The following is a 14,405-nucleotide window of genomic DNA, read 5'->3' on the forward strand; positions in this document are numbered from 1 at the left end:
TAACTCAGAAGTGTGTATTAATAGAGCTTTTCTGCTCTATTAACACCATACCCAAGAATTGAATTTTAGGGGTTTAATCTATTTTAACAATCAGTTAAACGTTTAAACTCACTAAAAAAGGTAGGAAATGTTTTTGAGGTGCAATCGGGATCATTAATTGTGATCCCGCAGTCTGCAAATGCCAATAATGAAAAACACATCGCCATACGGTGATCATTATAGGTATCAATTGCTGCAGTATTAATATTTTCCGGTGGGGTAATTGTGATGTAATCATAGCCTTCATCAACTATCGCCCCTACTTTGCGCAGTTCTGTCGCCATTGCTGCTAAGCGATCAGTTTCTTTTATTCGCCAGTTATAAATATTGCGCAATGAAGTGGTTCCTTTGGCAAATAGAGCCGCTGTCGCAATGGTCATTGCCGCATCTGGAATATGGTTCATATCCATATCGATGGCGGTTAATGTTGATTTTCTGGCGATAATATAATCATCACCCCACTCAATATTAGCCCCCATCGCCGCCAATGCATCAGCAAATTGGACATCACCTTGAATACTTAACTTACCTACTCCTGTGACTTTAACTTCACCGCCTTGAATCGCACCAGCAGCTAAAAAGTAAGAAGCCGATGAAGCATCTCCTTCAACTAACACTTTGCCCGGTGAAATATATTGCTGCCCTGTTAGGATTTCAAAACGCTGATAATTATGGTTAATCACTTCAACGCCAAACTGTTTCATTAATGCGATAGTGATATCAATATAAGGTTTTGAAACTAATTCACCTTTAATAATGATATTAACGCTATCTTTGGCCAACGGTGCAACCATAAGTAGTGCAGTTAAAAATTGACTAGATAAATCACCCGCAATTTCGACATTACCCCCATTTAACCCCGTAGCATTAACGGTTAATGGTGGAAAGCCAGGGTTTTTAAGGTAACTAATTTTGGCGCCAAGTTGTTGTAATGCATTAACTAAATCACCTATAGGACGTTCTTCCATTCTGGGCTCACCCGTTAAAGTGAACTCACCTTGGCCTAACGTTAAAGCCGCGCAAAGTGGCCGCATGGCGGTACCTGCATTACCGAGAAAAAGCGTTTGAGGTTTTTCGCTGTTTAATGTTCCTGCCAGCCCTTTAACTTTACAAACAGTATTATTTTCACTGAGATCAAATTCAACTCCAAGCTGTTTCAAAGACGCTAACATGTAGCGTATGTCATCAGAGTCGAGTAAGTTGGTCAGTGTTGTCGTGCCCTTAGCTAATGTGGCAAGCAACAATGCTCTGTTCGAAATGCTTTTGGAGCCAGGAATATTTATTTCGCCATTCATGTTAGCGATAGGCTCTAAATGCAGTTGCTTCATTTGCTTTCTTCTTATATAAATTGATTAAAATTTCGTTAACCAGGTTTCAAACATCCCTTATTCTATCGTTAAAAAATAGATTAAGTGGAACAAATTAATTACGACATAAATATGACACAAACCACAATTAAGACACTTATTTGCTTACGCACTGTGACTAATTGTTGTGTGTTGATTTAGCGTATAACCTCAACCATGCTCATTATCTTTATCAAATAAGACATAGCTCGTAATGGGTAACCATTACAGCAGAATAGTTTCAAAAATAACAGAATTATTTATTTGTCAGCATAAGTTTCCAACTGAAAAATACTCAACTAGAAATTAAAAGCCATTGTTTAGATTAATGACTTTAACTATCTGTTTAAAGCACGTTATCCTAGGAGCAATTCGCTAAGTATGCGCGATAATTTAAAATAGTATAAGTAAACAGCGCTAATAAAAGGTATCCACATGTTTGAATTATTAACAGCCTTACCAGCCGATCCTATTTTAGGATTATTAACCCAATACCGTGCAGATAATCACGCTAACAAAGTCGATTTAGGTGTAGGTGTTTATAAAGACCCTAAAGGTCACACGCCAATTCTAGATTGTGTCAAAGTTGCTGAGCAGCGTCGTACCGACACTGAAGATACTAAGGTGTATATTGGCCCTACAGGTTCGCCTTTATTTAATCAGTTAATGACTGAACTCGCTTTTGGTAAAAGCCACCCAGCTCTTCTAGCTAACCGTATTAGAACGGTTTCAACTCCTGGCGGCACTGGCGCGCTGCGTGTTGCTGCCGATTTCATTAAACGCTGTCGCCCTAATGCAGTATTATGGGTAAGCGATCCAACATGGGCCAACCATACTGGTTTATTTGAAGCCGCGGGGATCACAGTTAAAACCTATCCTTATTATGATTACGACACAAAATCATTAAAATTTGAACAAATGATTGCCGCGTTGAAACAGATCTCAAAAGATGATGTTGTGCTATTACATGCTTGCTGTCATAACCCAAGTGGTATGGATTTAACCACAACGCAATGGGATGAAGTCATCAAGGTGACTGCGCACCAAGGTTTTACACCACTAATTGATATGGCTTACCAAGGTTTTGGTGACGGTGTAGACGAAGATGCCTACGGCGTAAAGGAAATGGCCAAAGCAGTTGAGAACATGATTTTATGTAGTTCCTGTTCAAAAAACTTTGGCCTGTACCGAGAGCGCATCGGTGCATGTTCAATTATTGGTAAAGATGCCGCTCAATCTGATGTGGCCTTTTCCGTATTACTGTATGTTGTTCGTTGCATTTACTCTATGCCGCCAGCACATGGCGCAGCTATTGTTGAAACCATATTGGGTGATGAAACACTAAAACAGCAGTGGCTTGATGAATTGGCTGTGATGCGTAATCGCATTAATGGCAATCGTGCAATGTTAGTTAACAAGTTAATTGAACAGGGTGTTAGCCAGGATTTCAGTTTCATTGCGGCACAAAAAGGCATGTTCTCTTTCTTAGGGATCAGCCCTACCCAAGTTGAAACACTTAAATCTCAGCACAGTATTTATATGGTCGGTTCTAGCCGGATAAGTATTGCTGGGATCAGCGAGTCAAATGTAGACTATCTGGCTAAATCAATTGCAACAATATTATAATTGGTTAGCCATTATTGGTTTAATCATTGTGTTGTTAATAGTTCATTTAACGGTTAATCAACTGATGAAACGTAACTAGCTATTTAGTATGTTGTAATAGATTAAAATTAAAAAGGGCTGATAATTCAGCCCTTTTTGCTATGAAAAAATTTGATTAACTGTGCTTCTTTGCGAACGCATGCATAAAGTCTACTAGTTTTTGTACACCTTCTAGTGGCATGGCATTATATAAACTCGCTCGCATACCACCAACTATACGATGGCCTTTTAATGCCACTAAACCTGCGTTTTCTGCGTCAGCTAAAAACTCAGCATCAAGTGCACTATCAGCTAGTTGAAAAGTCACATTCATTCTTGATCGATTATCAATAGCAACGCCATTTTTATAAAACGCTAACTCATCAATACAGGCATAAAGTAGCGCAGCTTTTTGCTTATTTATACTTTCAATTACCGCAACACCACCCACACCTTTTAACCATTTGAACACTTCTGCCGCTAAATACCAGGCAAACGTAGGCGGGGTATTAAACATTGAATCATTATCTTTGGTGATAGTGTAATCCATCACCGATGATTGCACTAAGGTTGGCATTGCTAACATATCATCACGCACTATCACTATCGACAAACCCGACGGACCAATATTTTTTTGCGCGCCAGCATAAATAAGACCAAATTGGCTTACATCAATGTCATGGGACATGATAGTTGATGATAAGTCAGCAACCACAGGCCATGGGCTATTTAATGTGTCAAATATTTCAATACCATCAACGGTTTCATTAGCACAGTAATGTACAAAGCGATAATCTTTATCCATGCTGATTAAATCGGGAAGGCATACTTGATGTAAACCATTTATCGTTTCGACTATATTGATTTCATCAATTTGTGACTCGCCAGCAATGCGTTTAGCTTCTTTTACCGCTGAACTTGACCATTGGCCCGAAGTTAAATACAAAGCTCGGCCATTATCGCCTAAAAAGTTTGTCACTACATTGGTAAACTGACCTCGACCACCACCATGCATAAATAGCACATGGTAATTTTGTGGAATGTTCATGAGTTCGCGAAGATTTTTTTCTGCTTCTTGTGTTAAGGCAATAAACTCTTTACTGCGATGACTTATCTCCATCACGGAGACCCCTAGCCCATTCCAATCAATTAATTCCTGTTGTGCTTTTTGCATTACCGGTTGCGGTAACATCGCAGGACCTGCACAGAAATTATAAATTGTGCTCACAGACAACTCCTTCACTCTACTAATGATGATAGATTTTTATGTTCAATGTCAGTAATACTAAGGACTTTATCAACCGTTGAATAGCGCTTTTTTGCATGTTTTTGATGAAAATTTTTCCGTAAAACAAAACGAGCGCCAAAAGGCGCTCGTTTTCAATTAATCAACACTGACAATATTATGATTGCTCGTCTGACTCATCTTTAACTTCAGTATCACTATCTACTTCAACTGTATCCACATCCGTGGTTGCTTCATCTGCTTCTGCAATAGGATCAACAATGATTGGGTTGCCGTCTTCATCTAATTCGTCATCAGATTGAATTTCTTCGATACGTTGCAAACCGACCACTTTCTCGTCTTCTGCTGTACGAATAATCGTGACACCTTGCGTGTTACGACCAATGACTGATACGCCTTCAGCTGGAGTTCTTACTAAAGTACCTTTGTCGCTTATCAACATTATTTCGTCAAAAGCACCAACTTGAACAGCGCCAACAACAGCACCATTTCGATCGCTGACTTTAATAGAAACCACACCTTTAGTGCCACGACTCTTAGCTGGGTATTCACTCAGTTCAGTGCGCTTACCGTAACCGTTTTCCGTTACAGTTAAGATAGCACCATCACCTTTTGGCACAATTAGGGATACCACGCGTTGGCCATCTTCTAACTTAATACCGCGAACACCTGTTGCTGTTCGGCCCATAGGACGTAGTGCAATGACTTCTTCGCCGGTTTCGGCGTCAATTTTCACTTCACCCGTTTCAGAGTCGCGTGCTTTTTCATTAAAGCGAACCACTTTACCGGTATTAGAGAACAACATGATGTCATCACTACCTTCAGTGATATCAACACCAATAAGCTGATCGCCCTCTTTCAAGTTAACGGCAATAATACCGTTCGCACGTGGATTACTGTAAGCAGTAAGTGCAGTTTTCTTAACGGTACCGTGCGCGGTAGCCATGATGATATATTTGTCATCAGCATATTCGCGAACCGGTAATATGGCGGTAATGTGTTCACCTTCAGATAAAGGTAATAAGTTAATAATTGGACGGCCACGCGCAGTACGGCTAGCCAATGGCAATTGATACACTTTAAGCCAGTACATTTTACCAAAGTCAGAGAAGCAGAGAATAGTATCGTGGGTATTAGCCACTAGTAGCTTCTCAACAAAATCTTCATCTTTTACTTTAGTTGCCGCTTTACCTTTACCACCACGACGTTGTGCTTGGTAGTCAGAAAGAGGTTGATACTTGGCATAACCTAAATGTGATAAGGTCACAACAACATCTTCTTCGTTGATCAAGTCTTCAAGACTCATATCAATTTCATTAGCGTTAATAATTGTGCGACGTTCATCACCGTATTGCTCAAGTATTTCTTCTAACTCTTCTTTGATGACTTCCATCAAACGCTCAGGACTGCTTAAAATCAGCAACAAAGCGGCAATAACAATTAATAACTCTTCATATTCAGCAAGAATTTTGTCATGTTCAAGACCGGTTAAACGGTGTAAACGTAACTCAAGAATAGCCTGTGCTTGTTGCTCAGTTAAATAGTAAGCCCCATCACGAATACCGTATTCAGGTTCTAACCATTCTGGACGAGCAGCATCATCACCCGCTTTTTCTAACATGCCTTGTACGTGACCTAATTCCCAACCTTGAGCAACAAGCTTGGCTTTCGCTTCCGCTGGTGTTGGTGAGGCTTTAATTAAGGCAATAATCGGGTCGATGTTAGCCAGTGCTATAGCCAGAGCTTCAAGAATATGAGCACGTTCACGGGCTTTTCTTAATTCAAATACTGTACGGCGGGTAACCACTTCACGGCGGTGAAGAATAAAGCACTCAAGCATTTCTTTAAGGTTAAATAACTTAGGTTGGCCATTTGTTAGCGCGACCATGTTAATACCAAACGAACATTGCATCTGAGTTTGAGCATAAAGGTTATTAAGAACAACCTCGCCCACTTCACCACGTTTTATCTCAATAACAATACGCATACCGTCTTTATCAGACTCGTCACGTAAACCACTGATGCCTTCGATTTTTTTATCTTTAACAAGCTCAGCAATTTTTTCAATTAAACGTGCTTTGTTAACTTGATATGGAATTTCATGAACAATAATACGTTCGCGACCATTCTCATCGGTCTCAACATCAGCCTTTGAGCGCATAATTGCGCGACCACGGCCAGTGTTATAAGCATCAATAATGCCTTTTCTGCCGTTAATCGATGCTGCTGTAGGAAAATCAGGACCAGGGATATATTCCATTAGCTGCTCAATTGATAAGCTAGGCTCTTCAATTAAGGCTAAACACCCTTTAACAACTTCGTTTAAGTTATGCGGAGGAATATTGGTTGCCATACCCACAGCAATACCTGATGAACCGTTAATAAGTAGGTTCGGTACTCTAGTTGGTAATACTGCTGGAATAAATTCTGTGCCGTCGTAGTTAGGTACAAAATCGACCGTTTCTTTCTCTAAATCAGCCAATAAAGAATGGGCTAATTTCTGCATACGAATTTCGGTATAACGCATCGCAGCCGCTGAATCACCGTCAACCGAACCAAAATTACCTTGGCCGTCTACTAAGGTGTAGCGTAATGAGAATGGCTGTGCCATACGAACAATAGTGTCATAAACAGCGGTGTCACCATGTGGGTGATATTTACCGATTACGTCACCGACAACACGAGCGGATTTTTTATAAGGTTTGTTCCAGTCGTTTTTAAGTTCGCTCATTGCAAACAAGACACGGCGATGTACAGGCTTTAGGCCGTCACGCACGTCAGGCAATGCACGACCAACAATTACGCTCATAGCGTAATCTAGATACGAATTTTTGAGTTCGTCTTCAATATTAATTGGCGAAATAGATGAAGCCAGATCAGTCATAAACTGCGCGTTCCCCTGAAATTGAGCTGACGATTTTTAATCTATAATATCGTCAAGCTTTAAAACGTGATTTGGCATTCTAACACAGATATTTAATGTCGCCAGAGCAAACCTAAACCAAATTGACTTTAGTGTTAATAAAAAGGCTAACTTACTCATTTACCAGTAACTTAGTACTCTAGCAAGTCCGGATTTAATGGTTTAAGAATGTTTATTTTGAGTAACAAATAAACAATGTAACCGATAGGTTGTTTAAATAACCACCTGAACATAGCAAAAGTTGACTGGGATCATCAGCATTGGCGTATTTTAGCCCTATTAAAAACTGCATCAATGGATATAATGTCATCCATAATGCATAACGATATCTAGGTAAATCATGTCTACTGAAACTGCTGCGAATAAAAATGTCGACCCCGATGAGATTGCTAAATTTGAAGCAATGGCACAAACCTGGTGGGATCCAAATGGCTCCTTTAAACCGTTACATCTGCTTAATCCATTACGTTTAAATTATATCGATCAAACAGCACAGGGCATTTTTGGTAAAAAAGTGCTCGATATTGGTTGTGGCGGCGGAATTTTATCTGAAAGTATGGCTAAAATCGGCGCCCATGTAGATGGCTTAGATATGGGTAATGAACCTCTTGAAGTGGCTCGTTTACATGCATTAGAAACTGGTGTAACACTCAATTACATCAAATGCACCGCTGAAGAGCACAGAGATACACATCAAGCTTATTATGATGTGGTGACCTGTATGGAAATGTTAGAACATGTCCCTGACCCGCTATCTGTCATCCAAGCATGCTGTGACATGGTGAAACCAGATGGCTATGTGTTTTTCTCAACCATTAATCGTAATTGGATGTCTTATTTAACTGCGATTGTCGGTGCAGAGTACCTACTTAAGATGCTGCCAGTAGGCACCCATGATCACAGTAAGTTTATTCGACCTTCTGAATTAATTAATCTTGTCGATAAAACAGACTTATTGTGCAAAGACGCATTGGGCATAGCCTATAACCCACTATCTGGTGTGTTTAAATACACGAACAGTGTTGATGTTAATTACATGATTGCTACACAAAAAGTCGATTAGCATTGTTTGCTACCGCTTAGGAGTCTGCGTGTTAAAGCCCTTGATTAAAGGTGTATTATTCGATTTAGACGGCACACTTGCCGATACTGCGCCAGATTTGGTCTATGCACTGAACCTTGGCATGGCTGATGGGGGTTATGCTGCATGCAGTCTTGAAAAAGTGAAGCATGCTGCCACTCATGGTAGTTTGGCGCTGGTTAAGGCTGCACTGCCTGATATTAGCGATGATGAGCAAAAACAGATCCAACAAGCATTATTGCATCACTACCAGCTCATCAATGGTGACAAAAGCATTCTATTTGATAACCTTGCAGAGTTATTGAATCATTTTGATGATAACGGTACTCCCTATGGTATTGTGACAAACAAGCATGCTCGCTTTGCCCGTCCTTTGGTTCACAAACTCGGCTTGATATCGCGAATTAAAACTCTTATCAGTGGTGATAGTACTTTGCACCCTAAACCTCATCGCGCACCTATGCTACTTGCCGCGCAGCAGATGAACATCAGTCCTGAATCGATTATTTATATAGGAGATGCTGAACGTGACCTTATCGCGGCTCAAAATGCCAATATGATTGGCGGTATAGCGCATTGGGGTTATTTATCGCTCCAAGACAAACCTGACACTTGGCCTGGACAACTTCATTTTAAAACCACACAGTGTTTACATGACTATTTTGTATTGGACCGTCAACTTACTTAATATTATCGATATAAACGGTGTTGCTAAACGTCTATTAAGCCAACTCAAACAATCAATCAAAGATCAATCTAAAAATCAGCTAATAGAATCGATCGCTGATATTTTTAGCGATCAAATTCTTTTAAAATTACGGACAATTATTCTACAGCCCACAGAAAAGCTATATAAATTTGGGGTGTAGGGTTAGCTTTTACTAACTGTTGCGATTATCCTCAACTTATCCACAAGATGTTCTAGAAATTGTGGCTTGCAAAAACCCTCCAACCTCACTATCTTGTATGTTAGATTTTAAAAAACACCATATCTTGTGTGTCAAATACAATCACAGACACTAATGAGTTGTTTAAAATAACTCATTTAATTAAGCTGAACGGGTGACTTAGCGTGCTAAAATGTCTCAATCCGTCGTATTTAATGCTTCAGCATGATTGTTTTTACATGAAAACGTAAACGTGGTTAGACACGATCGCTTTTGGTATTAAGCGCTCAATCACAATAACAGATATAATCAAGGCCTCTCTGCAATGAATAGCAATATGACTGTCACTAAACGCTGTGGCGAACGTGAAAATATCGATTTAGACAAAATCCATCGCGTTATTACTTGGGCAACCAAGGGATTAAAAAACGTATCTGTATCTGAAGTTGAACTCAGATCGCATCTGCAATTTTTTGATGGTATTCCAACAGAAGCGATTCATGAAACGATCATCAAAGCTGCGGCAGATCTTATTTCCCCTGAATCACCCGATTATCAGTTTGTGGCAGCACGCTTAGCGGTATTCCATTTACGTAAAAAAGCATTTGGTCAGTTCGAACCGCCTAAATTATATGACCATGTCACCAGACTGGTTGAAATGGGCAAATATGATATGCATATTTTGGCTGATTACAGCCGCGAAGAGTTAGACATCTTAGATACTTATGTTGACCATTGGCGCGACATGAACTTCTCTTATGCCGCGGTTAAGCAACTAGAGGGTAAGTATCTAGTTCAAAATCGTGTCACCCACGAAGTATATGAAAGTGCTCAGTTCCTTTATATATTAGTTGCTGCGTGTTTGTTTTCAAAGTACCCCAAAGACACTCGTTTACAGTTTGTCAAAGACTTCTATGATGCCACATCAAACTTCAAGATTTCTTTACCGACACCGATTATGGCAGGGGTGCGCACACCGACACGCCAATTCAGCTCATGTGTATTGATTGAGTGTGACGATAGCTTAGATTCTATTAATGCAACCGCCTCATCAATTGTGAAATATGTCAGTCAACGTGCTGGTATTGGTATTAATGCTGGTCGTATTCGCGCCTTAGGCAGTCCTATTCGTGGCGGTGAAGCTTTCCATACTGGTTGTTTACCTTTTTACAAGTATTTTCAAACCGCGGTTAAGTCGTGCTCACAAGGCGGCGTTCGTGGCGGAGCGGCAACACTGTTTTACCCAATATGGCATTTAGAAGTTGAATCTTTACTGGTTCTGAAAAATAACCGCGGTGTTGATGATAACCGTGTTCGCCATCTAGATTATGGTGTTCAGTTAAACAAGTTAATGTATCAACGCTTGATTAAAGGCGAATACATCAGCCTGTTTAGCCCATCTGATGTTCCGGGTTTATATGATGCATTTTTTGAGGATCAAGTTGAGTTTGAACGTTTATATGTTCAGTATGAGCAAGATCCTGCTGTGCGTAAAAAGCAAATCAAAGCGGTTGAGCTATTCTCGTTAATGATGCAAGAACGCGCTTCTACAGGCCGTATCTATATTCAAAACGTGGATCATTGTAATACCCACAGTCCATTTGACTCAAAAGTCGCGCCAATCAAGCAGTCTAATTTGTGTTTAGAAATCGCCCTGCCGACTAAGCCATTAAAGAACATTGATGATCCTAATGGTGAAATTGCACTTTGTACCTTATCTGCACTGAATTTAGGCACAATCAAGAATCTAGAAGAATTAGAACCGCTAGCTGAGCTTGCAGTTCGTGCGTTAGATAACTTACTGGATTATCAAGATTACCCGATCATTTCGGCGCAGTTAGGCTCAATGAATCGTCGTACTTTGGGTATAGGTGTCATCAATTACGCCAATTACCTTGCTAAAAATGGTAAACGTTATTCCGATGGTTCAGCCAATAATTTAACCCATCGAACATTTGAAGCGATTCAATTTTATCTATTAAAAGCCTCAATGAAGCTTGCCCAAGAGAAAGGCGCCTGTCCGTTATTTAACGAGACAACCTATTCGAAAGGCATTCTACCCATTGATACTTACAAGCGTGACTTAGATAAAATTTGTGATGAGCCACTGCATTTAGACTGGGAAGGTTTACGTACCGATATTTTGCAATATGGGTTACGTAACTCAACGTTATCGGCATTGATGCCGTCTGAAACCTCGTCGCAAATATCTAACGCCACTAATGGTATTGAGCCGCCACGTGGTCTTATTAGTGTCAAGGCCAGTAAAGACGGTCAATTGAAACAAGTTGTACCCGATTTTGACACATTGAAAGATCAATACGAGTTATTATGGAACATGCCAAATAACGACGGGTATTTACAACTTGTCGGCATTATGCAGAAGTTTGTTGATCAGGCGATATCTGCCAACACTAATTACGATCCAATGAAGTTCCAAAGTCGTAAAGTACCTATGCAAACGCTATTAAAAGATTTGCTAACGGCTTACAAGCTGGGTGTAAAGACATTGTATTACCACAACACCCGTGACGGTGCGTCGGATCAACAAGATGAGATAATATCCATCGAAAAAGAAGACGATGATTGTGCCGGTGGTGCGTGTAAGATATAAACCTCTGGTTTATTGATATCACTTAATTAAGAAATTAAATGCGGGGAGCACTCCTCGCTTTTTTGGGAAAAGAAGCATGGCTTATTCAACATTTTGTCAAACACCTAATGATGCGACTCAAGAACCTATGTTCTTTGGTCAACCCGTTAATGTGGCGCGATATGACCAACAAAAATACGAGATTTTCGAAAAATTAATCGAAAAGCAGTTAAGTTTCTTTTGGCGACCAGAAGAAGTAGATGTCAGCCGTGACAAAATTGACTTTGCCAGCCTTCCTGATCATGAAAAGCATATTTTCCTGTCAAACCTTAAATACCAAACCTTACTTGATTCGATTCAAGGCCGCTCACCTAACGTGGCTCTTTTGCCGTTAGTGTCACTGCCAGAACTCGAAACCTGGATTGAAACCTGGTCTTTTTCAGAAACGATCCACTCTCGCTCATATACTCATATTATTCGTAATATCGTGAACAACCCATCAGTGGTGTTTGATGATATTGTTGAAAATGAGCAGATTTTGAAACGTGCTGGTGATATTGCTAAGTACTATGATGATTTGATCTACCTCACCCAAGTTAATAATTTACACGGTGAAGGTACTCATTTAATTAATGGTCAAGAAGTAACGGTTAACTCCCGTATTCTTAAGAAGACCTTGTATCTTTGTATGATGTCAGTCAACGCATTGGAAGCAATTCGTTTTTATGTCAGTTTTGCTTGTTCATTTGCCTTTGCTGAACGTCGCTTAATGGAAGGTAATGCCAAAATCATTCGCTTAATTGCACGTGATGAAGCACTTCACTTAAATGGTACCCAACATATTTTAAGTTTAATGCAAGGTGGTAAAGATGATCCTGAGATGGCTGAAATTGCCATTGAGTGTTATTCAGAAGCATATGACTTATTCCACAAAGCAGCTGAACAAGAAAAAGAGTGGGCTAAATACTTATTTAAAGACGGCTCAATGATCGGCTTAAATGAACAAATTCTTTGTCAATATGTTGAGTACATTACCAACCAACGTATGAAAGCGGTAAACTTACCCTTACCTTACGAAGAATTATCTAATCCACTCCCTTGGATGAAGAACTGGTTAGAAAGTGATGCTGTGCAGGTTGCGCCCCAAGAAGTTGAAGTATCATCTTATCTTGTTGGGCAAATTGACTCGGCTGTCGATGGCGATGAGTTTTTAGATTTTGACTTATAAACATTTTTTCATTACAGCGCCGATTGTTAGCTTAAAGGGACAACCGGCAATCTTGTTCGACGGTAAGCAAGCAACATTGCTTGAGGCGCTTGAGGACAAGAAAGTAAAAGTTTTTTCAGAGTGCCGTAATGGATTTTGCGGCGCCTGTAAAACAAAAGTCATTTCTGGTGAGGTCACTTATATCAAGCAACCGTTGGCAGAACTTGAGCAAGATGAATGCCTACCCTGTTGCTGTATTCCAAAAACTGATTTAAATCTTTCATTGTCGAAGGACGATAGTGAACAGGTTAGTGCAAGCAAAGCAAATCCTACCCAGTCAATGACAAATAAATCACAACAAGGAGTTGAAATGGCTTTTCTCCTAGATGATGCAATACTTGGTAGGAGTTAACATCAAATAAAATCACTGCATTAAAATCACAAAACTTCATTTAATCAATGATTTAGCTGAAATAATAAATTTACAATGATTTATATCAAGTTTTAGATGAATTATATCGACACAAGATATCTAGATTCGTTTTTGTTAGAACATACCCTTTACGATAATGTATGAAATAGATAGTACTACCAGCACTATGAACTTCTCCATCGTTCACCCTTTTGTCTTCACATCAAAAAGTAACCATTTACCAAGGTAAAACTTGACCATTTGCATGTTTAAACACCCCTGTTTGGCTTAGATCAAGTTGACTAATTAGCTTTATTAGTCGGCTGGCGGATTCTGTTGCTGAAATATCGCCATTATGATTAACCATATCTGTTTGCACATATCCTGGATGGTAAATACCCACAGCGATATGTCTATCTGCCAAATCAATACTCAGTGACATAGCGGCAGCATTTAACGCCGCTTTAGACATGCGATAACCATAGCGCCCACCGGAACCATTGTCTGCAATAGATCCCATTTTTGAGGTGATCATCGCCACTTTACTTCCATGACTTAATTGATCTTGTAAAGTATTTACAATTAGCAGTGGTGCCAGCGCATTTATTTCAAACTGTTCTCTAATGCTACTGATATTTAAATCAAACAGACTTTCATCACGTAATATACCTGCGTTACATATCAATATATCAATATTAATACCTTGTAAGCCGTTTGCCATCGCTGTGATACCTGCAGAGGTTGCGACATCCACACCGGTAATAACATTGACCGATAACGCAGCTAACTTATCGGATGATTGACGGCATAATGCATATACATTAAAACCTAAATCTTTAAAACCCTGTGCAAACGCTAAACCTATGCCGCGGTTTGCGCCAGTTATGACCACATTTTTACTCATTAAATTTTCCTATTATTGTTGGTTGACGTTATTGGTGGCTCAGCAGATTGTTGTCTAACTCACTCCTTAACCAGAGTAGAGGTTAAATCTCTATCTAGTTTACACAAAAGTGCTGGTTAGCAT

At 39.8% G+C, this 14,405-nt stretch carries 10 protein-coding genes; 6 read left to right on the forward strand and 4 right to left on the reverse strand.

The features are described from left to right. Positions 1 to 83: 83 nt before the first annotated feature. Positions 84 to 1,367 carry a 3-phosphoshikimate 1-carboxyvinyltransferase gene (gene aroA / locus FJ709_RS09860; protein WP_226409906.1) on the reverse strand — a complete coding sequence of 428 codons (1,284 nt, stop codon included), beginning with the start codon at positions 1,365 to 1,367 and terminating at the stop codon, positions 84 to 86. Positions 1,368 to 1,820: 453 nt separating this feature from the next. Between aroA and FJ709_RS09865 the strand changes: the two genes are divergently transcribed. Continuing rightward, entirely contained in the window at positions 1,821 to 3,011 is a 1,191-nt protein-coding gene (locus tag FJ709_RS09865) for an amino acid aminotransferase (protein WP_226409907.1), read from the forward strand. A gap of 154 nt (positions 3,012 to 3,165) precedes the next feature. Here the strand turns inward: FJ709_RS09865 and serC are convergent, their stop codons facing one another. Both serC and gyrA read right to left on the reverse strand, forming a co-directional pair. Then, entirely contained in the window at positions 3,166 to 4,257 is a 1,092-nt protein-coding gene (gene serC / locus FJ709_RS09870; RefSeq protein ID WP_226409908.1) for a 3-phosphoserine/phosphohydroxythreonine transaminase, read from the reverse strand. 175 nt (positions 4,258 to 4,432) lie between these two features. Continuing rightward, the gene (gene gyrA, locus FJ709_RS09875) at positions 4,433 to 7,159 is read right to left on the reverse strand and encodes a DNA gyrase subunit A (protein ID WP_226409909.1); all 2,727 of its coding nucleotides are present in this window, start codon (positions 7,157 to 7,159) and stop codon (positions 4,433 to 4,435) included. A 379-nt stretch (positions 7,160 to 7,538) separates the two neighbouring features. Here gyrA and ubiG point away from each other — a divergent pair, with 379 nt between their 5' ends. The 5 genes from ubiG (at position 7,539) to yfaE (ending at position 13,378) form a co-directional block, all read left to right on the forward strand. After that, entirely contained in the window at positions 7,539 to 8,261 is a 723-nt protein-coding gene (gene ubiG, locus FJ709_RS09880; protein WP_226409910.1) for a bifunctional 2-polyprenyl-6-hydroxyphenol methylase/3-demethylubiquinol 3-O-methyltransferase UbiG, read from the forward strand. A 28-nt stretch (positions 8,262 to 8,289) separates the two neighbouring features. Further along, the gene (locus tag FJ709_RS09885) at positions 8,290 to 8,967 is read left to right on the forward strand and encodes an HAD family hydrolase (protein ID WP_226409911.1); all 678 of its coding nucleotides are present in this window, start codon (positions 8,290 to 8,292) and stop codon (positions 8,965 to 8,967) included. Between the two features lie 524 nt (positions 8,968 to 9,491). Beyond that, entirely contained in the window at positions 9,492 to 11,780 is a 2,289-nt protein-coding gene (gene nrdA / locus FJ709_RS09890; RefSeq protein ID WP_226409912.1) for a class 1a ribonucleoside-diphosphate reductase subunit alpha, read from the forward strand. Between the two features lie 76 nt (positions 11,781 to 11,856). Further along, positions 11,857 to 12,987 carry a class Ia ribonucleoside-diphosphate reductase subunit beta gene (gene nrdB / locus FJ709_RS09895; RefSeq protein ID WP_226409913.1) on the forward strand — a complete coding sequence of 377 codons (1,131 nt, stop codon included), beginning with the start codon at positions 11,857 to 11,859 and terminating at the stop codon, positions 12,985 to 12,987. Beyond that, positions 12,977 to 13,378 carry a class I ribonucleotide reductase maintenance protein YfaE gene (gene yfaE / locus FJ709_RS09900; protein WP_226409914.1) on the forward strand — a complete coding sequence of 134 codons (402 nt, stop codon included), beginning with the start codon at positions 12,977 to 12,979 and terminating at the stop codon, positions 13,376 to 13,378. Before nrdB ends, yfaE begins: the two co-directional genes overlap by 11 nt. Before the next feature lie 238 nt (positions 13,379 to 13,616). On the opposite strand, the gene FJ709_RS09905 is transcribed toward yfaE, so the two are convergent. Then, positions 13,617 to 14,282: an SDR family oxidoreductase gene (locus FJ709_RS09905; protein WP_226409915.1), complete on the reverse strand. Its 666-nt coding sequence runs from the start codon at positions 14,280 to 14,282 to the stop codon at positions 13,617 to 13,619. Positions 14,283 to 14,405: the final 123 nt, after the last annotated feature.

This window comes from Shewanella glacialimarina (genome assembly GCF_020511155.1).
GTDB classification, from domain to species: Bacteria; Pseudomonadota; Gammaproteobacteria; order Enterobacterales; family Shewanellaceae; genus Shewanella; species Shewanella glacialimarina.